The following is a 25,977-nucleotide window of genomic DNA, read 5'->3' as shown; positions in this document are numbered from 1 at the left end:
CCTCGGTATCGGCGGCGGCACTTCGGGTAATGGAGGGAGGTGACACCGGGTCCGCCCGCCCTCCGGCAGGTCGAGGCAGAGATCGCGGCCGAGCTCGCCGCGGTGCGTCCCGGCCTGGCCGCCGCCTACGCCGCGGCCCTGCCGGACGCCCGGGCCGCCGTCCTCGGCCGGCTCTGGCGCGGGCTGCTGTACGAACCGCTGCCGGGCGTCGCCGAGCAGGGCCCCGGTCGCGTACGGCTGCACGACGGCCGCCTCCTCACCGGCCCCGCCCGCCTCCCGCACGACCTCGACCCCGCCCCTCGACCCGAGGATCGCCCCGGCGCCGGAACGCCCCGCCCTGGGACGGCCGACCGGAGGGCGACCGAAGCCGGAGGGGGGATGGCGGTGCGGGTCGACGGGCGCGCGTACGCCGACCCGGCGGACCTGCTCGCGGCGCTCGGCCTGCCCGGCAGCGCCCGCCTGGCCGCCGACCTGGAACGCAGCACCGCCTCCCTCGCCCTGTCCCGCGCAGGAGCTTCGACCCGGGACGTCGGGCGGGAGGCGGGGTGGGAGGCGGGGTGGAAACTGGAGGCGTTCGAGCAGGGGGTGGTCGACGGGCACCCGTACCACCCGTGCTGCCGCAACCGGCCCGGGTTCTCGGTGGCCGAGCAGCTCGCCTACGCGCCCGAGCACCGGCCGGTCGTGCGGCTGGACCTCGTCGACGTGCCCGCCTCCCGCTGTCTCGTCGCCGGGCCGTGGCCGGCGGAGCTGACCGACGGCGACCGGGTGCTGGTGCCGGTGCACCCCTGGCAGAGTCGGCACCGGCTGCCGGAGCTGGGCCTGGAGCCGTCCGCCGCCGGGGTGATCCCGGCCCGCCCGCTGATGTCGCTGCGCACACTCGCGCCCGTGGACGGCGGGCCGCACGTCAAGACGGCCGTGTCGGCGCGGATGACCTCACACGTGCGTGACATCTCGGCGGCGTCCGTACGCGACGCCGTGCCGCTGTCGGACCTGCTGACGCGGGCCGCCGCCCGGCTGGGGAGGGCTGCCCCGCACATCGCCCGCTACCTGTGCGGGGCCGCGGTGAGGGTGGACGGCGTTCCCAGCGCCGAGGTGGCGGTGCTGCTGCGCGAGCCGCCGTCGCGGTTCGCCGGCCCGGAGGAGGTCGTGGCGCCCCTGGCCGCTCTCACCACGCGTCCGGCGAGCGGCGGCCCGCCCCTGGTCCGCGTCCTCGCGGAAGCCGCCGGGGGCACCACCGGCAGCACCACCGGCACCACCGGCACCACCGGCAGCACCGCCGGGAGCTCCGCCGGGTGGTTGGCGGCGTTCGCGCGGACGGCGTTCACGGCCGGGCTCGGGCTGCTCGCGATGGGCATCGCGCTGGAGGCCCACGGCCAGAACCTGCTGGCCGTCCTCGACCGGCACGGCCGTCCCGCGCGCGTGGTCTACCGCGACCTGGCCGACATCCGGGTCAGCCCCGCCCGGCTCGGCCGCCACGGGCTGGAGACGCCGCCGCTGCATCCCCGCCTCGTCACCGACGACCCCCGGCACCTGCGGGAGAAGCTGTTCGGCTCGCTCGTCGGCACCACCTTCGCCGGCCTCGTCTCGGCGCTCGGCCACGGCGACCGCGCCGTGGAGGCGAGGCTGTGGGACGTGGTGGCGACGGCCGCGCGGCGCGCGTTCGACGAGCTGCCGGCCACGGACGGGCTGCGCGCCGACCGGGCGGCGCTGTTCGGCCCGGAGCTCCCGGTCAAGGCGCACACCCTCATGCAGATCGACGGCGGCCCGCCGGGCGACCGCTGGGCGTACCTGCCGAACCCGCTCGCCGGGGGGTGAGCGCGGCGGGGGTGCGGGGCATGGGGGAGGGGTGAGAGTGGTGGCCCTGTCCGACACGCACGCGCCGCGCCGCTGGCGGTCGTGCCCGCCCCGGGTGGCCGATCATCTGCGCGGCGCCGACGTGATCCTGCACGCGGGGGACGTGTGCGTCGCCTCCGTGCTGGCCGAGCTGGCCGCGTACGCGCCCGTCCACGCCGTGAAGGGCAACAACGACGGCCCCGACGTGACGGCGCCGGAGACGCTGGAACTGACCCTCGACGGCCTGCGGATCGGCATGATCCACGACAGCGGCCCGGCCCGCGGCCGGCTGGCGCGGCTGCGCCGCCGCTTCCCCGAGGCGGGCCTCGTGGTGTTCGGCCACTCGCACGTCCCGCTCGACGAGGCGGGCGACGGCCTGCGCATCTTCAACCCCGGCTCGCCGACCGACCGACGCCGCCAGCCGCACGGCACCCTCGGCCTGCTGACCATCGACGACGGTGTGCTGCGCGAGGCGCGGATCGTGCCCGTGACGCCCTGACGGTTACGGGAAACCCCCAGGGGAGTCGGCGGATCGCCCCCATGGTCGCCGGACGTCCCGTTTCCTAGCGTGGTGCGACGTGATCAGCCTCGACCATCTCACCAAACGCTACGGCGACCGCGTCGCCGTCGACGACCTGACGCTACGGCTGCGCCCGGGGGCCGTCACCGGATTCCTCGGCCCGAACGGCGCGGGGAAGTCCACCACCATGCGGATGATCCTCGGCCTGGACCGGCCCACGGCGGGCCGGGCGCTCGTCGGCGGCCGGCCGTACCACGAGCTGGACAACCCCCTGCGCACGGTCGGCGCGCTGCTGGACGCGCGGGCGGTGCACCCGGGTCGCGGCGTCCGCGCGCACCTGCTGGCGCTGGCGCGCGGCAACGGCATCCCGAAGGCCCGCGTCGGCGAGGTGCTGGAGACGGTCGGCCTCGGCGCCGTCGCCGGGAAGCGGGCGGGCACGCTGTCGCTCGGCATGAGCCAGCGGCTCGGCATCGCGGCGGCGTTGCTCGGCGACCCCGAGGTGCTGATGTTCGACGAACCGGTCAACGGGCTCGACCCCGACGGGGTGCGCTGGGTGCGCCGGCTCATGCGGTCGCTGGCGGGGGAGGGGCGCACGGTGTTCGTCTCCAGCCACCTGATGAGCGAGATGCAGCTCACCGCCGACCACCTCGTCGTGATCGGCAAGGGGCGGCTGCTCGCCGACGCGCCGCTGGGCGAGGTCCTGGCGGCCACGGCGGTGCTCGTGCGCACCCCGCACGCCGGTGACCTCGCGGTACGCCTCGCGGCGGCGGGGGTCGCGGTGGAGCGGCGCGGCGAGAACGAGCTCGTCGCCACCGGCGCGCCGATCGAGCGCATCGGCGACCTCGCCCACGAGGCGGGCGTCCGGCTGCACGAGCTGAGCCCCCGCGAACCCTCCCTGGAGCAGGCCTACCAGGAACTGACCGCCGGCAGCGTCGAGTACGGGAGCGCCCGATGAACCTCACCCCCGTCACCTGGCCGGTGGCCGCCGAGTGGACGAAGCTGTGGTCGGTGCGCTCGACCTTCTGGTGCCTGGCCGGGACGGTCGCCGTCACCGTGCTGTCCGCGGTGACGCTCGGCGGCTCCCGGGCGACGGACCTCGTGCGCGACGGCGTGGCGGCGGCCCGCCTGCCGGCCACCGAGAGCGTGGTCTCGGCGTCGACGTTCGCCCAGCTCGTCATGGTGACGCTCGGCATGCTCGCGATCACCTCCGAGTACGCCGCCGGGAGCATCCGCGGCACGCTGCAGGCCGTGCCGATCAGGGGCCGGATGCTGGCCGCCAAGGCGCTGGTGGTGGCGCCGGTGATGTTCGCGACCGGCGTGCTGGCCGGCGGGCTCGCGGCCGTGGCCACGTACCTGATGCTGTCGGTGCCCGTCTTCGGCGGGTTCGTCACGCTCGACGCGGGGGAGACGGTCGTGGACCTGCTGCGGCTGGGGGTGTTCGCCGCGCTGGTGTCGCTGATGGCGCTCGGCGTCGGCACGGCGATGCGCGGCGCGGCGGGGGCGCTGACGGTGGTGTTCATGCTGCTGTTCGGGCTGCCGCTGGTGCTGCTCATGACGGGCAGCCAGGTGGCGGTGGAGGCGTCGATGCGGCTGCCGATGTTCGCCGGGCTGGCGTTCATGGAGAGCGCCGACAACCTCACCGGCGGGCCGATCCCGTACCCGCCGGGCGAGGGGCTGGCCTGGCTCCTGGGCTGGACGGCCGCGGCCCTGGCCGCGGGCCACACCGTGCTGCGGCGACGTGACGCCTGATCCCCGACCTCCCCGGCCCCGTACCGGGGACGCGCGCTCCGGCGGCGGGCGTTCCAGGCGAGGGGCGTCCCAGGAAGGATGGCAGCCATGGCGGGCGTGCGAAGAGGGACGGGCGGGACGGCGACGGGGGGCACGAGGGGCACGGGAGAAGGCGTGACGGGGACGGCGACGAACGCGGCGGTCCTGTTCGAGACCGTGTGGCGCAGGCTGGTGGGGCTGCTGGCCGGGACGGTCACCGGAGCCTGCGCCCTCGTCCTGCTCGTGGCGGCCTGGCCGTGGCGCGGCAGGTGGGCGCCCCGGCTGGCCGCGGTCGAACGGGCCCGCCTGTCCGCCTGGCTCGGGCACGACGCGGGCCCCGCCGTCCCCGGCCCGGGCTACCTCGCGCTGCGCGGCCTGGTCGGCCTGGTCGGCGGCTACGTGGTGCTGTCGGTGGCGTTCGTCGGGGTGCTGTTCCTGTCGGGCAGCCTGTGGGCCATGCTCTACGGCGGCGGCGACCTGGTGTCGCTGCGCCTACCCGGTGTGCGGCTGGCGACGGAGAGCTGGGCGATCGGCGTCACCTGCGGCCTGGCCGCTCTCGGCCTGTCGGTGCTCTGGTGCCTGATGGTCGTCTCCGCCGAGCGGCGGCTGGCCGTACGGTTCCTCGGCCCCGGTCGCGAAGACCTCATGCGGCGGCGCATCGCCGAGCTGACCGCCACCCGGTCCGGCATCGTACGGGCCGTCGACGACGAGCGGCGGCGCATCGAACGCGACCTGCACGACGGCGTGCAGCAGCGCGGCGTGGCGCTGGCGATGCTGCTCGGCCGCGCCCGGCACAGCCCCGCCCTGGCCCCGGAGCTGGTCGACCAGGCCTACGCCGAGACGCGGCGGCTGCTGGACGAGCTGCGGGACGTGGCGTGGCGGATCTACCCGACGGCGCTGGACGAGCTGGGCCTGCGTGCCGCCCTCGCCGGGGTGGCCGAACGGGCGGGCGTGCCCGTGACCGTCCACTACGGGCTGCGGGACCGGCCGGTCTCGGAGGCGGAGACGGCCCTGTACTTCGTCGCCCGAGAGGCGATCACGAACGCGGTCAAGCACTCCGGCGCCCGTGACATCCTGGTCATCCTGGACGAGGACGAGCGGGAGGTGCGGGTGGCGGTCTCCGACGACGGCCGCGGCGGCGCCGACCCGGCCGGCGGCGGGCTGTCCGGGCTGGCCAGGCGGGTGCTGGCGCTCGACGGCAGGTTCGAGGTGGGCGACGGCGAGGGCGGCGGCACCCGGGTGAGCGCGTCACTGCCGAAGCAGCCGCCGGGCGAGCGGGTCACGGGTGTGCGGCCGCCGTGCGGGTGATCCTCGCCGACGACTCGGTGCTGCTCCGCGAGGGGCTGGCCCGGCTGCTCGCGGACGCCGGGCACGACGTGGTGGCCGCGGTCGGCGACGCCGCCGCCCTGGTGGAGGCGGTGGCCGCGCACCGGCCCGACGTGGCGGTCGTGGACGTGCGGATGCCGCCCGCCCACTCCGACGAGGGGCTGCGCGCTGCACTGGAGATCCGCGACCGCTGGCCCGGCGTGGCCATCCTGGTCCTGTCGCAGTACGTGGAGAAGACGTACGCGGCCAAGCTGCTGTCGGGGGCCACCGAGCGGGTCGGCTACCTGCTGAAGGACCGGGTGTCGGAGGTGGCGGAGTTCCTGGAGTCGCTGGAGCGGGTCCGCGGCGGCGGCACGGTGGTCGATCCCGAGGTGGTGCGCCAGCTCCTGGCCCGCACCACGCACGCCGACCCGCTGCGCACGCTGACCGAGCGGGAGGCGGAGGTGCTGCGGCAGCTCGCCCAGGGCTACGCCAACACCGCCATCGCCGGCAACCTCCACGTCTCGCTCAGCACGGTCGAGAAACACGTCAACGCCATCTTCGACAAGCTGGCTCTGCCCCGGACGCCCACCTACAGCAGGCGCGTGCTGGCCATCCTCCGTTACCTCGACCAGTGAGCCGCGCGACATAGTAAATATTTTTGACTATCACTAATTCTGACTATATGGTCGCTCCCGCAACGCGACGAAGGCGGGAGTGGAGACGATGAGCACCACGACACACGTGCGCGGCACGGTCGCCGCAGGCTACGAGGACGTGCTGGCGGAGTTCGCGGCGGTGGCGGCCGAGGAGGACGAACCGGGGGCGCAGCTCGCGGCCTACGCGGGCGGCCGGCAGGTGGTCGACCTGTGGACCGGGGACGGGATCAGCGGCGACTCGCTGCACGCCCTGTACTCCTCAGGCAAGGGCGCCGCCCACCTCGTCGTGGCGCTGCTGGTCCAGGACGGTGTGCTCGACCTCGACCGGCCCGTCGCCGGCGCCTGGCCGGAGTTCGCCGCCGAGGGCAAGGGCGGCATCACGCTGCGCGACCTGCTCGCCCACCGCGCCGGGCTCATCGGGGTGGCCGGCGGGTTCACCACGGCCGAGCTGGCCGACGACCGCCTCCTCGCGCGCCGGCTGGCCGGGCAGCGGCCCTACTGGCGGCCGGGCACGGGCTACGGCTACCACGCGTTCGTGATCGGCGCGCTCACCGGCGAGGTGGTCCGCCGCGCCACCGGCCGCACCCTGCAGGAGGTGTACGAGGAGCGGGTGCGTGCGCCGTACGGGCTGGACTTCTACCTCGGGCTGCCCGAGGCGCTCGAACCCCGCTACGTGCCGGTCCGGCCGCTGCCGCCCGGGCAGCGCGCCCTGGCCGCGGCGAACGCGCCGGCGGCCGACAGCCTGACGGGCATCGCGTTCAACCTGAACGCGACTCCGCCCACGGACCTGGTGGCGTTCGCCAACACCCGCGAGGTGCGCGCGCTCGGGCCGGCGTCCGCCGGCAGCGTGGGCAGCGCCCGCGGGCTGGCCGCGATGTACGCGGCGGCGATCGGCGCGCTGGACGGCCGGGAGCCGCTGCTCAAGCCGGAGGTCCGCGCCGAGTTCACGAAGCGGCACTCCGTCGGCGCCGACCTGGTCACCGGGGAACGTGACCACTTCCTGCTCGGCTTCGAGGCACAGGCCCGCCGCTACCCGTTCCTCGGGCCGGACGCGTTCGGGCACAGCGGGGCGGTCGGCGCCCAGTCGTTCGCCGACCCGCGCAGCGGCGTCGCCTACGCCTACACCCGCCGCCGCTTCGCCTTCGGCGGAGGCGGCGGCGCCGCGGAGAACCACCGCCTCGCCGCCGCCGTCATCCGCGCCGCCACCCGCTAAGGGGAGCCACCGGCCGGCCCGGCGCCGGTGGGAAGACGCCGGCGGCCCGCGGCGCAGGACGGGCGACAGCCGACGACCCTCCGAGGGCAGGCGCATGACGGAGATGCGGGACGTGACCGCCGACGCGGGCGCGCAATCCGGCCACCTATGGAGATGCGGACGTGACCGCCGACGGGTGCGCGCAATCCGGTCACTGCTGTTGCGGTCCTACCGGAAGGCGGCGATGTGGCGCTGGGCCCAGTCGGCGTAGGTGCGGGGCGCCCGGCCGAGGACCCGCTCGACGTCGGGGCTGATGCGCCGCTCGGCGGGGGTGGGCTCGCCGATGATGGCCAGGGTGGTCTCGACCACGGGTTCGGGCATGAACCGCAGCATCTGCGCGCGGGCCTCGTCGGGGGTCTGCTCGACGAACCGGACCGCCTCGCCGAGCGCGTCGCCGATCGCCTCGGCTCGTTGCCGCGGCGTGGTGAGGGCGGGCCCGGTCAGCTCGTAGACCTGGCCCGCGTGACCGTCCCCGCGCAGGGCCGCGGCGGCGACCTCGGCGATGTCGTCCGGGTCGACGAACGGCAGGCCGACGTCACCGAACGGCGCGGTCACGGTCCGCTGCGTGCGGACCGACTCGGCCCAGGCGTAGGTGTTGGAGTCGAAGCCGCCGGGCCGCAGGATCGTCCAGTCCAGGCCCGAGCGCCGGACGGCGTCCTCGATGGACCGTCCCGTGCTCCCGTGGGAGGACGACTCCGGGCGGGTGACGACTCCCTGGGAGGACAGCAGCACGACCTGGCCGACTCCGGCGGCCTTCGCGTCGTCGAGGACGTCGCCGACGACGCCGCTCGGGTCGGCGGCCGCCGACACGAACTCGCCGGAGATCAGCAGGAACAGCGCGCCGGCTCCGTCGAGGGCGGGCCGCAGGCTCGCCGGGTCGGCCAGGTCGGCGGCGACGGCCCGCACTCCCGGCGGCACGTCCGATCCGGTGATCTTCCGCGACACGGCGGTCACCGGCTCGTTCGCCTCGGTCAGCAGCCGCACCAGCGTCCGCCCGACGTTCCCGGTGGCTCCCGTTACCACGATCATGTGAATCCCTTGTTAGTGAGTTGGCTGACTAACTGAGAAGGTAGCACACTCCGGCGGTCCGGCGTCCCCCGGCGTCGAGTGGAATCGTCACTGGTGGCCGAAGAACGGCCGGGGTGCGGTGTGCCGGGCGGGCCTCAGGCGGGGTTGACGCGGGTGGACTCGCGGAGCACGAGGCTGCACGGCACCGTGAGGACGCCGGGCGGGCGGGGAGCGCCGCCGATGGCGTCGAGCAGCGCCTCGGCGGCGATGCGGCCGATCTCGCCGAGGTTCATGTCGAGCGTGGTCAGCGGCGGGCGGCAGCCCTGCGCCATCGGCTCCCAGTTGTCGAACCCCACCAGGGCCACGTCGTCGGGGATGCGCCGCCCCCGCTCGCGCAGGGTCTCGGACACGCCGCGGGCGATCTGGTCGCTGCCGCAGAAGACGGCGTCGACGTCGGGGTGGGCGCGCAGCAGGATGTCGGCCCCCTGGCGGCCCCACTCCTCGCTCCACTCGCCGAACAGCGGCTCGCCGGCCAGGGGCACGCCCGCCTCGGCCAGCGCGCCGGTCAGGCCCTCGGCCCGCCGCCTGGCCGCCTCGAAGCGCTCGGGGCCGGTGACGTGGCCGATGCGGGTGCGGCCGGTGGCCAGCAGGTGGCGGGCGGCGAGCGCGCCGCCACCGGGGTCGTCGGGGATGACCGAGAAGTCTTCCTCGCTCGCCGACTGCGTCATCGCGTAGACGACGGGGACGGGCAGGCCCGTCCCGATGCTGGGCCGCGGCTCGGTGCGCCGGCCCGTGACGATGATGCCTTCGACCCGGCGGGCCAGCAGCCGCTCGATGTAGTGCTGCTCGCGGATGGGGTCGTCGCGGGTGTCGCACATGAACACGGAGATCTGGCCGGCCCCGAGCGCGTCCTCGGCGCCCAGCATGACGGGGATGGAGAAGCGGCCGAAGCTGTCGCCGGTCACCAGCCCGACGGTGTAGGTGCGCCCCGCGAGCAGCCCCTGGGCGAGGGTGTTGGGACGGAAGCCGAGCCGCTCGGCCGCCGCCGTCACGCGGGCGCGGGTCTCCTCGCGGAGCTTGCCACGGCCGTTGAGCGCCTTGGACGCGGTGCCGATGGACACGCCCGCGGCGTCGGCGACCTCCCGGATGGTGACGGCGCGCGATGGGTCAGACAAACCTTTTCCTTTCGGCGTACGGGCTCGGATCAGGGTTGGAGAGGGGCTTGACGCTGACTCCAGGATAGTTCTACGTTCCCCGTAGGAAAACCTATTCCTAATTTTCCTCCTGGCACGTGAAGGGGCTACATGGCTGACTCCCCTCAGGTCTGCGGTCCGGCCGTACCCACCGAGAGCTCCAGGGCGGTGCTTCGCCCCCTGGGCGTCGGCGACGTCGACATCACGGGCGGCCCGCTGGGACGCTGGCAACGGATCAACCGCGAGGCGAGCATCCCCCTCGGGCTGGAGCAGATGGAACGCGCGGGCGCCGTGCCCAACCTGCGCCGGGCGGCGGGCGAGGCGGACGGCGCCTACCAGGGCTACCGGTTCCAGGACTCCGACCTGTACAAGCAACTGGAGGCGGTGGCCTGGGAGCACGCCAGGCGGCCCGGCCCCGGCTACCCCGAGTTCATCGCCGGGTCGGCGGCCCTGCTCGGCCGGGCCCAGCGGCCCGACGGCTACCTCAACTCCCACTACCAGGTGGTCAAACCGGACAAGATCTACGCCGAGCTGGAGTACAGCCACGAGATGTACTGCGCCGGCCACCTGTTCCAGGCGGCCGTGGCGAGCGCCCGGGCGGGCGGGGACCCCCGGCTGCTGGAGGTGTCGCGGCGGCTGGCCGACCACCTGGTGGCGGTGTTCCTCACCGGCGGCGACGACGGCATCGACGGGCACGCCGAGGTGGAGACGGCCCTGGTGGAGCTCTACCGGGTCACGGGGGAGCGGACGTACCTGGAGCTGGCCGGCAAGCTCATCGACAACCGCGGCAAGGGCCTGATCAAGGACAGCGGCATGGGCCCCCTGTACGCCCAGGACCACCTGCCGGTCCGGGAGGCCGACACCCCGGTGGGCCACGCCGTGCGCCAGCTCTACCTGGAGGCCGGCATCGTCGACGTCTACCTGGAGACGGGCGACGAGTCGCTGCTGGAATGCTCGGTGCGCCGCTGGGAGGACATGGTCGCGACCAAGATGTACCTCACCGGAGGCGTCGGCTCCCGCCACGACGGCGAGGCGTTCGGCGAGCGCTACGAGCTGCCGCCGGACCGGGCCTACAACGAGAGCTGCGCCGCCATCGCGAGCGTCCACTGGAACTGGCGGTTGCTGCTGGCCACCGGCGACGGCCGCTACGCCGACCTGATCGAGCGCGTCCTCTACAACGCCTTCGCGGCCTCCACCTCGGCCGACGGGCTGCGCTTCTTCTACGTCAACCCGCTGCAGCGCCGCGACGACACCGTCGAGGACGCCTACCTCGGGCGGCGGCGCGAGTGGTTCGCCTGCGCCTGCTGCCCGCCGAACATCATGCGCACGGTCGCCTCGCTCGGCCACTACGTCGCGACCACCGCCGGTCGCGCGACCCAGGTCCACCAGTACGTGCCGGGCGTGATCCGCTCCGGCGACCTCGTTCTCAGGGTGTCCACCGACTACCCGTGGGACGGCCGGGTGACGTTCACCGTGGAACGCGCTCCCGCCGGCGAGTGGTCGCTGGCGCTGCGCGTCCCCGCGTGGAGCGCCGCCACCACCGTCGACGGCGCGCCCGTCACGCCCGGCGAGCGCGGCTACACCGTGCTGACCCGCACCTGGCGGCCCGGCGACACGGTCGAGCTGCGGCTCGACCTGACCCCGCGGCTCACCCACCCGCACCGGCGGATCGACGCGGTGCGCGGCTGCGCGGCCGTCGAGCGCGGGCCGATCGTCTACTGCTTCGAGCAGGCCGACCAGCCGGTGGACCTCGACGAGCTCGCCCTCGTCCCCGGTGCCGCCCTGCGGGTCGTCCCCGAGGAGCACCTGGACGGCGTCGGCCGGACGGTCCTCATCGAGGCCGACGCCGTCGCGATCACGCAGCCGTCCCGCGGCCTGCCCTACACGAGCACACCCCCCACCGGACTCGCGACCAGCACCCGGGTCACCGCCACGGCCGTCCCCTACTACCAGTGGGACAACCGGGGTGCGGGGGCCATGCGGGTCTGGCTGCCCCTCGCGTAAGGAACCACCCGATGAATCGACGTGACCTCTTCAGGATCGGCGGGCTCGCGGCGCTCGGCGCGGCCGCCGCCGCGTGCGGCGGCGGTGGCGGCTCGGCGCCGGGCACGCAGTTGCAGTTCATGTACTGGGGCTCCACCTTCGAGCAGAAGGCCGTGGAGAAGATGCTGCGCCAGTACGAGCAGAAGAACGCGGGCGTCAAGGTCAAGCCGCTGTTCACCCCCGACGAGTACGACGTCAAGCTCAACACCCTGGTCGCCAGCGGCCGGGTGCCGGACGTCGGCTACGTGCCCATGGCCATGTCCTTCCGGCTGGCCGAGCAGGGCAAGCTGGTCAACCTCTTCCCGTACCTGAAGAAGTACCCGCAGCTCGCCGGCTACCTGCCCGACGCCTACCTGTGGGCCGCCCGGGACAACCTGCACGGCCTCGCCACGGCCAACGAGATCGAGCTGCTCTGGTACGCCAAGGACGCCGTCGCCGAGGCCGGCATCGCGCCGCCGCCCGCCGCCGCGGCCTCCGCCTGGACCTGGGACCAGCTCGTCGAGAACGCCTACAAGCTGACCGTCGACCAGAACGGCAAGCACCCCGACGAGTCCGGTTTCGACCCCAAGCAGGTCAGGCAGTTCGGCATCTCCAGCAGCATCACCTACGGCGCCGCCTGGTACGGCTTCCTGCGCAGCAACGGCGCCGACTTCGCCGACGAGGCCGGCAGGCGCTGCCTGCTGGACAGCCCCGAGGCGGTCAAGGTGTTCCAGAACCTGCAGGACCTCATCTACAAGCACCGCGTCATGCCCGGCCCCGGCCAGCTCGCCGCCACCGGCGACGACGTGCCGGGCACCAACATCCTGCTCAAGACCAAGCGGGTGGCCATGGTGGTGGACGGACACTGGTCGCTGCTCGACATGAACGAGAGCAAGGTGAACTACGGCATCGGCGTGCTGCCCAGGTACGGCGAGCCGTTCACGGCCAGCCAGGTCGCGGGTGCCACGGCGGTGTTCGCCGGCGGCAAGCACGTGGAGGAGGCGGTCGAGCTGCTGGCCTTCCACAACGACCCGCGCTACGTCGACCTGTTCAAGCAGGGCCTGTGGATGCCGCAGGAGAGGAAGTACTACGAGGACCAGGCCGCCGTGGACTCCTGGACCAAGAACGCCGAGCACCCGCCGGAGTTCAGGACCGCGGTCGTCGACTACGCCCGCGAGCACGGCCTGCCCGACCTGCGCAACCGGGTCAAGAACATGTCGGCGATCTCCAGCGACGTGCTCACCCCGGCGCTGCAGGAGATCGAGTCGGGCAAGCGGCCGGCCGCCGACGTGCTCAAGCAGGCCGCACCCAAGATCACCTCGATGCTGCAGGGCTGGCAGCACACGCAGGAGGTCTGATGCGGCGCTACGAGGCGCGCTGGGGCCTGCTGATGGCGTTGCCGGCGATCCTCGGGTTCGTCGTCTTCACCGTCGGCCCCATGATCGCCTCGCTGTTCTTCAGCCTGACGGAGTGGCAGATCGGCGGCGAGCCGACGTTCGTCGGCGTGGACAACTACGTCGGGCTCGCCGACGACGAGCTGTTCTGGAAGTCGCTCGGCGTCACCACCTACTACACGCTCGGCGCGGTGCCGCTCACGCTCGTCGTCAGCTTCGCGGTCGCCATGCTGCTCAACCAGAAGGCCCGCGGCCTGGCCGTCTGGCGGACGATCTTCTACCTGCCGACACTGGTGCCGGCCATCGCCAACGTGGTGCTCTGGATCTGGATCTTCAACCCGGACTTCGGGCTGCTCAACTCGCTGCTGCGCCAGGCCGGCCTGCCGACCTCGCAGTGGGTCTACAGCGAGACGACGGCGATCCCGTCGCTGATCATCATGAGCACCTGGGGCTTCGGCAACACCATGGTGATCTTCCTGGCCGGGTTGCAGGGGGTGCCCCGCCACCTGTACGAGGCGGTCTCGATCGACGGCGGCGGCCCGTGGCGGCGCTTCTGGCACGTGACGCTGCCGATGATGACGCCGACGATCTTCTACAACCTGGTGGTGGGCGTCGTCGGCACCTTCCAGGTCTTCACCCAGGCGTACGTGATGACCGAGGGCGGGCCCAACAACTCCACGCTCTTCTACGTCTACTACATCTTCCGCAAGGCCTTCACCGAGAGCGAGATGGGCTACGCCAGTGCCCTGGCCTGGGTGTTGTTCATGATCATCATGGTGGTGACGTTCCTGATGTTCCGCAACGCGCGCCGCTGGGTCTACTACGAGATGGCGGGCGCCCGATGACCGCGCTCGCCACGCCGGAGAAGACCCGCCCCCGCGGCGTCGCGCCGACCGCCGGCCTGCGCCGGCCGCGCAGGTACGGCAGGGTCCTGCTGTACGCCGGGCTGCTGCTGGGCGCGATCCCGACGATCCTGCCGTTCGTGTGGCTGGTGCGCAGCGCGCTGATGGCCGACAGCCAGATGTTCGTCGCCCCGCCGGAGTGGATCCCGCGGCCCTTCCTGTGGTCCAACTTCGGCGAGGCGCTCACCGCCCAGCCGTTCGCCCTCTACCTGCTCAACACGGTGATCATCGCGGTCGTCTGCGTCATCGGCACCGTGTTCACCTGCTCGGTGGCGGCCTTCAGCTTCTCGCGGCTGCGCTGGAAGGGCCGCAACGTCGTCTTCGCGGCGCTGCTGAGCGCGGTGATGCTGCCGTACGCGGTGACGATCATCCCGACGTTCGTCATGTGGGAACGGCTGGGCGCCATCGACACGTTCGCCCCGCTGACCGTGCCGGCCTGGTTCGCGGGCGCGGGCGGCGGCGTGTTCAACGTGTTCCTGCTGCGGCAGTTCTTCCTGACGATCCCGTTCGAGCTGGACGAGGCCGCCTACATCGACGGCGCGTCCCCGTGGCGCGTCTACTGGACGGTCGTCATGCCGCTGTCCAAGCCGGCCATCGTGGTCGTCACGATCTTCACGTTCATCGGCACCTGGAACGACTTCCTCGGCCCGCTGCTGTACCTGCAGAGCGAGGAGAAGTACACGCTCTCGCTGGGGCTGGCCTCGTTCCAGAGCCTGTTCATCACGCAGTGGGGCTACCTGATGGCCGCCTCGGCCGCCATGATCGCCCCGATCATCGCACTGTTCTTCTTCCTGCAGCGCTACTTCATCGAAGGGGTCACCCTCACCGGCATCAAGAACTGAGAGGCTGCCATGAAGCGATTAGCCGTCGCGGTCCTGCTCCTGCTCACCTCCATCACCACCGTCGGCGCGCGCCCCGCGCACGCGCTGTCGGCGGCGCAGGTCGTCGACCTGTTCGGCCGCACCGTCAACGACTTCGGCGTCCGGCTCGTGGACTGGGAGGGCTACCTGGCCAACCCGTACGTCAAGCTCACGGTCAGGCCGCCGCAGGACGCGCGGTTCCCCGTCACGATCGACCTCAAGGCCGAGGGCACCTCCCGGCTGATGATGGACCTGCCCAGCGAGCTCACCGCCACGGGCGCGACCAAGACCCTGACCTTCGCCGCCGCCTCGGAGTCGAAGGTGTTCCGGCTCGCCATCCACTCCAGGCGGGCGCCCGGTCAGGACGAGTTCCACACGCTCAGGCTGGCGATCAGGGACGCCGCCGGCGCGACGCACCAGCAGAGCATGCCGATCATGGTGCAGCAGGACCAGAAGACCGCCCTCGAACCCACCGTCCCGGTCACCTTCGACTACCGCCACGACACCATCACCCGATACTTCTCCGACCCCGCCGTGCGCACCGCCTCCGAGGAGGCGGTCAAGGACTGGTTCAGGTTCTTCGACCTGCAGCCGTTCGACACGGTCCCGGCCGGCGCGGAGACCAACCACCTGCCGGGCAACGACTGGCAGAACACCGTCGACGTCACCAACGACCGGGCCTACAACGGCATGTACGTCCACTTCCGCGGCATCCAGACCCCGTACTCGACCGGCTACCCCGCCGACAACGGCCGCTACCACACCCGGGGCGGCCAGCAGGTCCCCGGCCCGATCCACCGCTCGACCGCGATGATCCTCGAGTACGACGAGGCGAACAAGCAGCTCTTCACCTCCCTCGCCGACGAGGACTGGTACCGGACCGACATCCGCGGCTCCGTGCTGGACGTGCACGGCCTGGTCATGCACGAGTACGGCCACGCCGTCGCCTTCCACAGCGACTGGGCCGGGATGCGCTCCTACGTGGCGGACCAGGGCGCCGGCGACCAGGACGTCATCCGCTACCAGGGCCACGCCGTGCCGCTCGACACCAGCTACCACATCCCCGGCGAGGAGAGCTCCTGGGACCGCCTCAGCGGGCAGAGCGGCGGCTGGACCCACCTGTTCCCCACCCGCAGGTGGATGCTCACCAAGCTGGCCCTGCTGGTGGCCGAGAACGCCGGCTGGAAGCTCAACCGGAACCTCACCCCGTTCCTCGAACCGGCCATCGTCACCACCGCGCTGCCCCAGGCGACGCCCGGCCAGGTCTACCGGCAGACGCTCACGGCCAAGGGCGGCGTCCCGTTCTACGACTGGCAGGTGACCGGCGGCGCGCTGCCCCCCGGGCTCAGTCTCGACCGCTTCACCGGAACCGTCAGCGGCACCCCCACCACGGCCGGGACCTTCGGCTTCACCGTCCGCCTGCGCGACTACGACGAGCTGAGCACCCCGGTGACCCGGACGTTCCAGCTCGTCGTGGGCGGCTCGGGCGGCGCCAACCTGGCCGCCTCCGCCACCGCGTCGGCCTCGTACACCTCCCCGTGGGAGAGCGTCGCGGCGATCAACGACGGCGTGGACCCGGCCCGGTCCAACGACACCGCCAACCCCCGCTGGGGCACCTGGCCGCAGACGGGCGCCCAGTGGGCCGACCTGACCTGGCCGTCCGCGCAGACCGTCAGGTCGGCGGAGGTGTACTTCTTCGACGACGGCGGCGGGGTGCGGGTGCCCGCCTCCTGGAAGCTCCAGCAGTGGAACGGCACCGCCTACGTGGACATCCCGGGCGCCTACCCGCGGGCGCCGGACGCCTACAACCGGGTGACGTTCACCGGCGTGACCACGACCCGGCTGCGGGTCGCGCTGGAGAGCGGCCAGGGCTCGGTCGGCCTGCTCGAAGTCAAGGCGTACGGATGACCCCGGCGGCGGCCGGACCTCGACGGTCACGGTGCGACCCAGGGATCACGACAAGCTGAGCACCCCCGTGACCAGGGCGTACATCCTCGCCGTCCGCTAGAAGGTCATGACACTCGCCCTGACCAGATCACATTTCATGACATGTCCAGTCTTGTTGTGCCAAGGCTCTTGCAAAGCGGCCATGATCACTTCACCCTTCATCCGTAGGCGTAAAGATCAGCTCTACCCCGGTGGGCGATCCCCGCCGGGCATGAAGGAGCGCATGTGCCGCACACCCCCCGCCGGCGATCGATCCTGACCGGGATCACCGGGATGATCGCCGCCCTCACCCTCACGCTCCCGCAGGGGGTCGCCCACGCGGCCCCCGAACCGGACAAGATCAACGCCGCCGTCCAGGCCGAGCTGGCCGAGGACGGCAAATCCACCTTCTGGGTACGCCTCAAGGGCGCGGCCGACCTCGGCGCCGCCCGCCGGGCGAGCACCAAGGACGACAAGGCCGAGCTCGTCTACGAGGCCAAGACCGCCAAGGCGACGTCGTCCCAGGCCGGCCTGCGCAAGCTGCTGGACGCGCAGGACGCCGACTACACCTCGTTCTGGATCGTCAACGCCGTCCAGGTGACGGCCGGGCCCAAGCTGGCCGCCGAGATCGCGCGGCTCGACGAGGTCAAGAGCATCGAGCCGGTCCGCGCCGTGGCCCTGCCCAAGCCCGACCCGGCCAAGGCCGAGGCCAAGGTCAACGCCGTCGAGTGGAACATCGACCGGATCGGCGCCCCCCGCGTGTGGGAGGAACTGGGCAACCGCGGCGAGGGCATCGTCGTCGCCAACATCGACACCGGCGTCCAGTTCGACCATCCCGACCTGGCCGCCTCCTACCGCGGCCGCAGCGCCGAGGGCGTCCTCGACCACGACTACAACTGGTTCGACCCCGCCCGCGTCTGCCCGACCTCCGCGCCGTGCGACAACAACGGCCACGGCACCCACACCATGGGCACCATGGCCGGCGCGAACGGCATCGGCGTCGCGCCGGGCGTCAAGTGGGTCGCCGCCAAGGGCTGCGAGCTCAACACCTGCACCGACGCCTCGCTGCTCGCCGCCGGCCAGTGGGTGCTCGCCCCCACCGACCTGAGCGGCGCGAACCCGCGCCCCGACCTCGCCCCCGACATCGTCAACAACTCCTGGGGCGGCGACGGCTTCGACCCCTGGTACAAGGAGACCGTCGAGGCGTGGGTCGCCGCCGGTATCTTCCCGGCCTTCTCCAACGGCAACGAGGGGCCCGCCTGCCGCACCAGCGGCTCGCCCGGCCAGTACGCGACCAGCTACAGCGCGGGCGGGTTCGACGTCAACAACGCGCTCTACAACCGCTCCAGCAAGGGCGAGGGCGAGAACGGCGAGATCAAGCCCAACATCTCCGCCCCCGCCGTCAGCGTCCGCTCCTCGGTGCCCGGCGGCTCGTACGCCTCCTACACCGGCACGTCGATGGCCTCCCCGCACGTGGCGGCCACCGTCGCGCTGATCTGGTCGGCCGCGCCCGCCCTGCAGGGTGACGTCGCGGGGACCCGGCCGCTGCTCGACACCACGGCGATCGACGTCTCCGACACCAGTTGCGGCGGCACCGCGGCCGACAACAACGTCTGGGGCGAGGGCCGTCTCGACGCCTACGCCGCCGTCCGGACCGCCCCGGCCGACCAGGTCGGCGACCTCGCCGGCACCGTCACCTCCGGCGGCGCCCCCGTGGCCGGCGCCACGGTCGCCATCACCGGCCCGCTGACCCGCACCGTCGTCACCGGCGCCGACGGCCGCTACGCCGTGCCCCGGCTGATCCCGGGCGAGTACGAGATCTCCACCGAGAAGTTCGGCTACGCCCGCGGCACCGCGACGGCCACCGTCGTCGCCGGCCAGAGCGCCACCGCCGACGTCACCATGGCCCGGCAGCCCCAGGCCGTCCTGTCCGGCACCGTCACCACGGCGGGCACGCCCGAGGCGGGCGCCACCGTGGCGGCCTCCGGCACGCCGGTCAGCACGGTCACCGACGCCGCCGGCCGCTACCGGCTCACGCTGCCGCACGGCGAGTACACCGTCGTCGTCACCCCCGGCTCCCGCTGCGCCCGCGGCGCGTCCGTCGGGCTGACCCTCGGCGGCGACCAGACGCAGGACGTGGAGCTCGGCCTGCGCGGCGACAACTTCGGCTACACCTGCAAGAGCGGCGCCGAGCCGTACGTCGCCGGCACCGAGAAGCTGGCACTCACCGGTGACGACGAGGCCCAGCAGGTCACCCTGCCCTTCCCGGTGCCCTTCTACGGCACCGGCCAGAGCAGGGCGTGGATCAGCACCAACGGCTTCGCCACCTTCGCCGCCGACCGCGTCGTCAGCGGCAGCAACGGCCGCATCCCGACCACGGGCACGCCCAACAACGCCGTCTACCCGTACTGGGACGACCTCGTCGCCGATGCCGAGAGCGGCGTCTACACCGCGGTCGTCGGCACCGCCCCGCACCGGCAGTTCGCCATCGAGTGGCGCAACGTCAAGTACTACAACGACACCGCGCAGCGGATCTCCTTCGTCGCCCTGCTGGGCGAGGACGGCACCGTCAGCTACCGCTACAAGGGCGTCGACAGCCAGCGCGACCAGGGCACCAGCGCCACCGTCGGCGTCGAGAACGCCACCGGCACCGACGCGATGCTCTACTCCTACGAGGAGGCCGCCCTGTCCGACGGGATGAGCCTGACCTTCACCGCCAGCCGGCACGGCCTCGTCACCGGTGTCGTCACCGACGCCAACGACGGCGACCCGCTGCCCGGCGCGACGGTCAAGGTGGGCGACGTGGCCACCTTGACCACGGGCGCCGACGGCGCGTTCTACGGCCAGGTGCCCGCGGGCGACTACGAGGTCGAGGTGTCCAAGGAGCACTACGGCACCTTCACCAAGCCCGTCACCGTCACCCCTGCCGCGCCGGCGAGGATCGACACCGCGCTGGTCACCGGCCGGGTCAGCGCCTCGCTCGGGGAGCTCACGGTGGTGATGCCGGGCGAGGCGAGCCGCAGCCGCACCTTCGAGCTGACCAACCTCGGCTCGCCGACCGCCTACACCGTCACGGCCGACCCCGTGTCGAGCTGGCTCGGCGTGACGCCCGCGGCGGGCGAGCTGGCCAAGGGGCAGCAGGCCGCGCTCAAGGTGACCGTCTCCAGCGCCGGAGTCCAGGCGGGCACCGTCCGCACCGGCAAGCTGGTCATCCGCTCGGCCAGCGGCCGGCAGCCGGTCATCGAGGTCAAGGTGTCGGTCGTGGTGCCCAAGCACCAGGTCGCCGTGGACGTCGGCGCGAGCAGGGGTCTGGTGGACGCCGCCGGCGACTCCTGGACGGCCGACCGGAAGTACGCCCAGGGCGGCCACGGCTACGTCGCCACCCAGAACCGGACGCACTCCACGTCCAGGACCATCACCGGCACGGACGACCAGGCGTTGTTCAGGACGGCCCGCGAGGGCATGCTCGAATACCGCTTCGACAACGTCCCGGCCGGCACCTACACCATCGAGCTCGGCTTCGCCGACACCCGGTCGACGAAGATCGGCAAGCGCGTCTTCGACGTGCTGGCCGAGGGACAGCTCGTGCTGCCGGCACTGGACCTGGCCCTGGAGGTCGGCACGTACACGGCCGTCAGCAGGCAGTACACGGTGGAGGTCACCGACGGCCAGCTCAACCTGCGCTTCGCCACACGTGAGGGCTCGCCCATCGTGAACGCGATCCGCGTCTCCGAGCGTCCGGACCGCAACGCGTCCTGACGCCGATCCCGGTCCGCCCCGCAGCCCCGCCGTCCGGTCGGGGCGGCGGGGCGGGTCCCGTTTTGGGGCGGCCCTTAACGAGGGTCGGCCGGACCTTGACCATAGACCTGGACAGTCCGGGGTATTCCCACGTGAATGCGGCACGGGAGCGTGCCGGGTCGCGCGAGGGGAGATCGCGGTGACGACACACAAGCCCACGACCGGCGAGCCGCTCACCTCGCCGCTGGCTCCTGTCAAAAGGCAGCGCAGGGGCGCGGTGATCGCCGCATGGCTCTCCACCACCGACCACAAGGTGATCGGCTACCTCTACCTGGTCACGTCGTTCGCGTTCTTCCTCATCGCCGGCCTGATGGCGATGTTCATCCGGGCCGAGCTGCTGGAGCCGGGCCTGCAGGTCGTCAGCGCCCAGGTCTACAACCAGCTCTTCACCATGCACGGCGCGGTCATGCTGCTGCTGTTCGCCACGCCGCTGTTCGCCGGGTTCGCCAACGTCATCATGCCGCTGCAGATCGGCGCGCCGGACGTGGCGTTCCCGCGGCTGAACGCGGTGGCGTACTGGCTGTTCATGTTCGGCGGGATCATCACGATGTGGGGGTTCGCCACGCCGGGCGGGGCGGCCGACTTCGGGTGGTTCGCCTACACACCGCTGTCGACGGTGACGTTCTCCCCGGGCATCGGCGGCGACCTGTGGATCATGGGGCTGACGCTGGCCGGCCTCGGCACGATCCTCGGCTCGGTCAACTTCATCACCACGATCATCTGCATGCGGGCGCCCGGGATGACGATGTTCCGGATGCCGCTGTTCACCTGGAACACGCTGCTGACCAGCATGCTCGTGCTGATGGCCTTCCCGGTGCTGGCGGCGGCGATGCTGGCGCTGGAGCTCGACCGCAAGTTCGGCATGCACGTCTACGACGCCGCGAACGGCGGGCCGCTGCTGTGGCAGCACCTGTTCTGGTTCTTCGGGCACCCCGAGGTGTACATCATCGCGCTGCCGTTCTTCGGGATCGTCACCGAGGTCATCCCGGTGTTCTCGCGCAAGCCGATCTTCGGCTACGTGGGGCTGGTCGGGGCGACCATCGCCATCGCGGGGCTGTCGATGACCGTGTGGGCGCACCACATGTTCCCCACCGGTCAGGTGCTGCTGCCGTTCTTCTCGTTCATGACGTTCCTCATCGCCGTGCCGACCGGGGTGAAGTTCTTCAACTGGATCGGCACCATGTGGCGGGGGCACCTGACCTTCGAGACGCCCATGCTGTTCTCCGTCGGGTTCCTGGTGACGTTCCTGCTCGGCGGGCTGACCGGCGTCGTCCTGGCCTCGCCGCCGCTCGACTTCCACATCACCGACACCTACTTCGTGGTGGCCCACTTCCACTACGTGGTCTTCGGCACGGTCGTGTTCGCCATGTTCTCCGGCTTCTACTTCTGGTGGCCGAAGATGACCGGGCGGATGCTGGACGACCGGCTCGGCAAGGTGCACTTCTGGATGCTGTTCGTCGGCTTCCACACCACGTTCCTGGTGCAGCACTGGCTGGGCGTGGCCGGGTTCCCGCGCCGCTACGCCGACTACGGCGCGGCCGACGGGTTCACCGCGCTCAACCAGCTCTCCTCGATCGGCGCGTTCCTGCTGGGCCTGTCGACGCTGCCGTTCCTCTACAACGTGTGGAAGACGGCCCGGCACGCGCCGCGGGTGACCGTGGACGACCCCTGGGGGTTCGGCAACTCGCTGGAGTGGGCCACCTCCTGCCCGCCGCCCCGGCACAACTTCACCTTCATCCCGACCATCCGCTCCGAGCGGCCCGCGTTCGACCTGCACCATCCCCGGGCCGTGGAGCAACAGCGGCGAGCCGTCGAAGCCGGTCAGCGCGAGAAACAGCCATGAAGCGGGACGAAGTGGTTTAACGGTCTCGTCTCGTGCCAGAGGCAACCCTGAGGACGACCGTCGGAGGGAAGGTTTGTCATGGCCCAGGTGATGGACCCCGTGAAGCGCCTGAGAACCCGCCCCGGCAGGCCGGCGGAGCGGCCCGCCAGGCCGCGCGTCGTGGTGGTGGGCGCGGGGTTCGCCGGGCTGAACGCCGCCCGCGAGCTAGCCCGCGGCGGCGCGCTGGTCGCGCTCGTCGACCACCACCCCTACACCACCTTCCAGCCGCTGCTCTACCAGGTCGCCACGGCCGGGCTCAGCGCCGCGGACACGTCGTACCCGCTGCGGGCCTTCGCCGGCAAGTACCCCAACCTGCGGGTCCGCGTCGCGGGCCTGGGCAAGCTGCATCTCGACGACAAGCGGGTGGAGCTCGACGACGGCACCGCGATCGACTACGACTACCTCGTCCTCGCCAGCGGCGTCACCACCAACTGGCTCGGCATCAAGGGCGCCGAAGAGCACGCCATGCCGCTGTACGGCGTGCGGGACGCGGTGACGCTGCGCAGGCGGTTGCAGCGTTGCCTGGAGGAGATCGCCGAGGGCAAGCGGCCCACCGGCCACGTGGTCGTCGTCGGCGGCGGCGCCACCGGCGTCGAGATCGCCGGCACGATGGCCGAGCTGCGCCGCCGGACGCTGCCGCTCACCCACCCCGAGATCAAGCCCGACCAGACCAGCGTCACCCTGGTCGAGCGGTTCGACTACGTGCTCGCGCCGTACAAGCCGCGCCTGCGCGACGCCGCCGCCCACGCGCTGCGCGAGCGCGGCGTGCGGCTCAGGCTCGGCAGCACGGTCGCGGCGGTCGAGCCGGAGGCCGTCGTGCTCGCCGACGGCACCCGGCTGCACAGCGACGCCACCGTCTGGGCGCTCGGCGTCACCGCCCCGGACGAGGTCGCCGAGTGCGGCCTGCCGCAGGGCAAGGGTGGCAGGGTGGTCGTCACCGAGGCGCTCAACCTGGAGGAGCGCCCCGAGGTGTTCGTCGCCGGAGACCTGGCGCTGCCTCCCGACCCGCTGCCGCAGCTCGCCCAGCCGGCCGTCCAGATGGGCAAGCACGTGGGCCGGCAGATCCTCGCCGCCGCGCAGGGCCGGCCACTCAAGCCGTTCTCCTACCGCGACCCCGGCATCATGGCGATCGTCGGCCGCGCCGAGGCGGTCGTGCAACTGCGCAACGGGCGCACCATGCGGGGCCTGATCGCCTGGCTGGTGTGGATCTTCGTGCACGTGGCGTACCTGCTGGGCGGGCGCAACCGGATCACCGTGCTCGTCGACTTCTTCTGGCGCTACCTGGGTCCGCGCCGCAGCGCCGCCTCGGTCGCCGAGTGATCATCCTGGAGGAGGCGTCATGGACAGGGCGGACCACGGCAGCGTGCTCTTCATCGGCAACGCGACCACGTTGATCCGCTACAACGGCTTCACCCTGCTCACCGACCCCAACTTCCTGCACCGCGGTGAGCGGGCCCGCCTCGGCCACGGCCTGCGCTCCCGGCGCCTCACCGACCCCGCCCTGGAGATCGAGGACCTGCCGCCGCTCGACGCCGTCGTGCTGTCGCACCTGTACGGCGACCATTGGGACGACGTGGCCCGTCATGGCCTCGACCGCGCCACCCCCGTCGTCACCACGCCGCACGCCGCCCACAGGCTGCGCCGCCAGGGCTTCGAACATGCCGTCGGCCTGAAGACCTGGGAGGAGTACAGCCTGCGCAACGCCCGCGGCGCCCTCACCATCACCTCGGTGCCCGCCCGGCACGCGTACGGGGCGGTGGAGGCGCTGCTGCCGCCCGTCATGGGCAGCGTCCTGGAGTTCCGCAGCGAGGGCCGCATCGACCTGCGCCTGCACATCAGCGGCGACACGATGCTCGACCGCAGCCTGCGCGAGATCGCCGAACGCTTCCCCGACCTCGACGTCGGCATCGTCCACCTGGGCGGCACCAAACTGCTGGGCGCCTTCCAGATCTCCATGGACGGCCGGCAGGGCGCCGACTGGGTGGACCTCGTCGGCCCCGAGCGCGTGCTGCCCGTCCACCACGACGACTACACGGTCTTCTCCTCGCCCCTGGCGGACTTCCTCGACCACATGCGGCAGACCGGCAACGCCGACCGCGTGATCCGCCTCGCCCGGGGCGACACCTACACCCTGCCCGTCCGGCCCGCCGCCCGCCGTCCCGGCTGACCACCGCCGTGACCACCGCTCTGGCTGGCTACAGTGTGGTCGTGCTTCCCGATCTCCGCGGCCCCCTGGTCAAGCAGCTCGCCGAGTCCGGCGCCCCCCGCCGCCACTGGCACGGCGCCGACGAGGACGGCGGGACATGGCTGTTCGAGAGCGTCGAGGGCGACGGCGAGCACTGGGCGATCCGGCAGATCGAGATCGGCCCCCGGGGCGCCGCCCACCGCTACTGGTGGCGCCATCTGCAGGACGAGCACGGTTTCCTCACCGACCAGGCGCTGGAGATCTGGGAGCTCACCGAGATCACCGAGGCCGCCTTCGAGTCGGTCTGGCAGGCGGCCGGCTGACCTGTCCCATCGCGCGGGGGCGGCTACGGGCCGGCGGGCAGGCGCAGCTCGGCGAGGACACCCCGGTGGTCGGTACGGGGCACGTCGAGGACCTTCACACCGTCCACCGAGGCCCGCCGGTCCACCAGGACGTGGTCGATCGTGATCATCGGTGGGATCGGCCGGTTGTTCGGCCAGGTCGGCACCAGCCCCTCGCCCGCCTGGTCGGCCGCGTCGACGTAGCCCCGGTCCAGCAGGTCGCGCAGCGCCCGGTGGTCGAGGGAGGCGTTGAAGTCACCGGCCAGCACCCGCACCACGTCGCCGGACGCCGGGGGCAGCGCGTCGAGTGCAGCGTTCCAATCGGCGGCCCGGCCGGCCAGCGGCGGGTTCGGATGGACGGCCACGACCTGCGCGCTCACCCCGCCCGGCAGGCTCACCGTCGCCGCGGGCATGTTGTGCCCGATCGGCGTGAAGAGCCCGTCCAGCGGGGTGAGCGGGTGCCTGGCGTACAGGCCGCTGCCCTTGGGGCCCTGGCCGGGCTGCAGCACGCGGTGCGGCATCAGCCCGGCCAGGCCCGCCGCGTCGAGCTCGGCGACCTTCTCCGGCGTGATCTCCAGCGCGCTGAACACGTCGGGTTCGTACTCCCGCACCAGCCGTACGACCGCCTCGGCGTCGGCCCGCGAGAACAGGTTGACGGTCAGCACCCGAAGCGGGGTGCCGCCCGCCGCCCCGGCGGCCCGCACCGTCCGCGGCACGACGGCGAACGCCAGCGCGACGCACGTGACCAGCGCCACGACCGCCGCCGGCCGGTTGCGCCGCAGCCCCAGAAGCACCGCCAGCGCCCCCGACAGGACCACCGCGTACGGCGTGAACGTCATCAGCTGGGTGAGGAACCAGCCCCACTCCAGCCCGCCCAGCCGGACGACCGCCCACAGGGCCAGGAACGTGACAACCGCCCACGACAGCCGGCGTCGGCGTCGGCGTCGTGGGGTCGCCGCCGGCGCGCCGTCGCCGCTGTCCTGCCCGCCCACCCCGCGCGTGTCGGCCGTGATGCTCACCCGATCCGCCCGCCCTCGCTCGATCCGCCTACGTTCTGCGATCGACCATAGACGCTGCGCAGGACGGCCGCGTGCGCCTCCCCGCGGTGTCCGGCCGTGGAACGAGCTGAG

20 protein-coding genes are annotated in these 25,977 nt (G+C 72.6%); 17 read left to right on the top strand and 3 right to left on the bottom strand.

All coding sequences use genetic code 11. The features are described from left to right. The first annotated feature begins 39 nt into the window (after positions 1-39). The 7 genes from FHU36_RS27310 to FHU36_RS27280 all read left to right on the top strand — a co-directional run bounded on the left by FHU36_RS27310 (position 40) and on the right by FHU36_RS27280 (position 7,297). Positions 40-1,815, top strand: a complete 1,776-nt coding sequence (locus tag FHU36_RS27310) for an IucA/IucC family protein (RefSeq protein WP_185086657.1) — start codon at positions 40-42, stop codon at positions 1,813-1,815. 31 nt (positions 1,816-1,846) lie between these two features. After that, complete coding sequence (locus tag FHU36_RS27305) at positions 1,847-2,332, top strand: metallophosphoesterase family protein (RefSeq protein ID WP_185086656.1); 486 nt, start codon at positions 1,847-1,849, stop codon at positions 2,330-2,332. A gap of 79 nt (positions 2,333-2,411) precedes the next feature. Continuing rightward, positions 2,412-3,308 (top strand): ATP-binding cassette domain-containing protein, encoded by an 897-nt coding sequence (locus FHU36_RS27300; protein ID WP_185086655.1) that lies wholly within the window; start codon positions 2,412-2,414, stop codon positions 3,306-3,308. After that, positions 3,305-4,102, top strand: a complete 798-nt coding sequence (locus FHU36_RS27295; RefSeq protein ID WP_185086654.1) for an ABC transporter permease — start codon at positions 3,305-3,307, stop codon at positions 4,100-4,102. Before FHU36_RS27300 ends, FHU36_RS27295 begins: the two co-directional genes overlap by 4 nt. Before the next feature lie 153 nt (positions 4,103-4,255). After that, on the top strand, positions 4,256-5,428 hold the full coding sequence (locus FHU36_RS27290; RefSeq protein ID WP_312891859.1) for a sensor histidine kinase: 1,173 nt from the start codon (positions 4,256-4,258) through the stop codon (positions 5,426-5,428). Next, positions 5,419-6,063, top strand: a complete 645-nt coding sequence (locus FHU36_RS27285; RefSeq protein ID WP_185086652.1) for a response regulator transcription factor — start codon at positions 5,419-5,421, stop codon at positions 6,061-6,063. Before FHU36_RS27290 ends, FHU36_RS27285 begins: the two co-directional genes overlap by 10 nt. Positions 6,064-6,151: 88 nt before the next feature. After that, on the top strand, positions 6,152-7,297 hold the full coding sequence (locus tag FHU36_RS27280) for a serine hydrolase domain-containing protein (protein ID WP_185086651.1): 1,146 nt from the start codon (positions 6,152-6,154) through the stop codon (positions 7,295-7,297). Between the two features lie 207 nt (positions 7,298-7,504). On the opposite strand, the gene FHU36_RS27275 is transcribed toward FHU36_RS27280, so the two are convergent. Next, positions 7,505-8,365, bottom strand: a complete 861-nt coding sequence (locus tag FHU36_RS27275; RefSeq protein WP_185086650.1) for an SDR family oxidoreductase — start codon at positions 8,363-8,365, stop codon at positions 7,505-7,507. A 134-nt stretch (positions 8,366-8,499) separates the two neighbouring features. Then, positions 8,500-9,519 (bottom strand): LacI family DNA-binding transcriptional regulator, encoded by a 1,020-nt coding sequence (locus FHU36_RS27270; protein WP_221496598.1) that lies wholly within the window; start codon positions 9,517-9,519, stop codon positions 8,500-8,502. Between the two features lie 129 nt (positions 9,520-9,648). On the opposite strand from FHU36_RS27270, the gene FHU36_RS27265 reads away from it, so the two are divergent. From FHU36_RS27265 to FHU36_RS27220, 10 genes are all read left to right on the top strand, one after another. Next, positions 9,649-11,541, top strand: coding sequence for a glycoside hydrolase family 127 protein (locus FHU36_RS27265; RefSeq protein WP_185086649.1), 1,893 nt, complete (start codon positions 9,649-9,651; stop codon positions 11,539-11,541). A gap of 11 nt (positions 11,542-11,552) precedes the next feature. Continuing rightward, entirely contained in the window at positions 11,553-12,917 is a 1,365-nt protein-coding gene (locus FHU36_RS27260) for an extracellular solute-binding protein (protein ID WP_185086648.1), read from the top strand. Next, positions 12,917-13,798 carry a carbohydrate ABC transporter permease gene (locus FHU36_RS27255; protein ID WP_185086647.1) on the top strand — a complete coding sequence of 294 codons (882 nt, stop codon included), beginning with the start codon at positions 12,917-12,919 and terminating at the stop codon, positions 13,796-13,798. The genes FHU36_RS27260 and FHU36_RS27255 overlap by 1 nt, the downstream gene beginning before the upstream one ends. After that, positions 13,795-14,697, top strand: coding sequence for a carbohydrate ABC transporter permease (locus FHU36_RS27250; protein ID WP_185086646.1), 903 nt, complete (start codon positions 13,795-13,797; stop codon positions 14,695-14,697). Before FHU36_RS27255 ends, FHU36_RS27250 begins: the two co-directional genes overlap by 4 nt. 9 nt (positions 14,698-14,706) lie before the next feature. Further along, positions 14,707-16,623 carry an Ig domain-containing protein gene (locus tag FHU36_RS27245; RefSeq protein ID WP_185086645.1) on the top strand — a complete coding sequence of 639 codons (1,917 nt, stop codon included), beginning with the start codon at positions 14,707-14,709 and terminating at the stop codon, positions 16,621-16,623. A 264-nt stretch (positions 16,624-16,887) separates the two neighbouring features. Continuing rightward, positions 16,888-20,400: a S8 family serine peptidase gene (locus FHU36_RS27240; RefSeq protein WP_312891858.1), complete on the top strand. Its 3,513-nt coding sequence runs from the start codon at positions 16,888-16,890 to the stop codon at positions 20,398-20,400. 178 nt (positions 20,401-20,578) lie between these two features. Continuing rightward, a complete protein-coding gene (gene ctaD, locus FHU36_RS27235) occupies positions 20,579-22,282 on the top strand; it encodes an aa3-type cytochrome oxidase subunit I (RefSeq protein WP_185086644.1) in 1,704 nt (567 codons plus the stop codon). A 99-nt stretch (positions 22,283-22,381) separates the two neighbouring features. Continuing rightward, positions 22,382-23,641, top strand: coding sequence for an NAD(P)/FAD-dependent oxidoreductase (locus FHU36_RS27230; protein ID WP_221496597.1), 1,260 nt, complete (start codon positions 22,382-22,384; stop codon positions 23,639-23,641). 19 nt (positions 23,642-23,660) lie between these two features. Next, positions 23,661-24,488, top strand: coding sequence for an MBL fold metallo-hydrolase (locus tag FHU36_RS27225; RefSeq protein WP_185086643.1), 828 nt, complete (start codon positions 23,661-23,663; stop codon positions 24,486-24,488). 41 nt (positions 24,489-24,529) lie between these two features. Next, a complete protein-coding gene (locus FHU36_RS27220; RefSeq protein WP_185086642.1) occupies positions 24,530-24,829 on the top strand; it encodes a hypothetical protein in 300 nt (99 codons plus the stop codon). A gap of 23 nt (positions 24,830-24,852) precedes the next feature. Here FHU36_RS27220 and FHU36_RS27215 read toward each other — a convergent pair whose 3' ends face one another. Then, a complete protein-coding gene (locus FHU36_RS27215; RefSeq protein WP_312891857.1) occupies positions 24,853-25,866 on the bottom strand; it encodes an endonuclease/exonuclease/phosphatase family protein in 1,014 nt (337 codons plus the stop codon). Positions 25,867-25,977: the final 111 nt, after the last annotated feature.

The sequence above is a fragment of the Nonomuraea muscovyensis genome, assembly GCF_014207745.1.
Taxonomy (GTDB): Bacteria; Actinomycetota; Actinomycetes; order Streptosporangiales; family Streptosporangiaceae; genus Nonomuraea; species Nonomuraea muscovyensis.
This window is presented reverse-complemented; position numbering and strand designations above follow the sequence as displayed.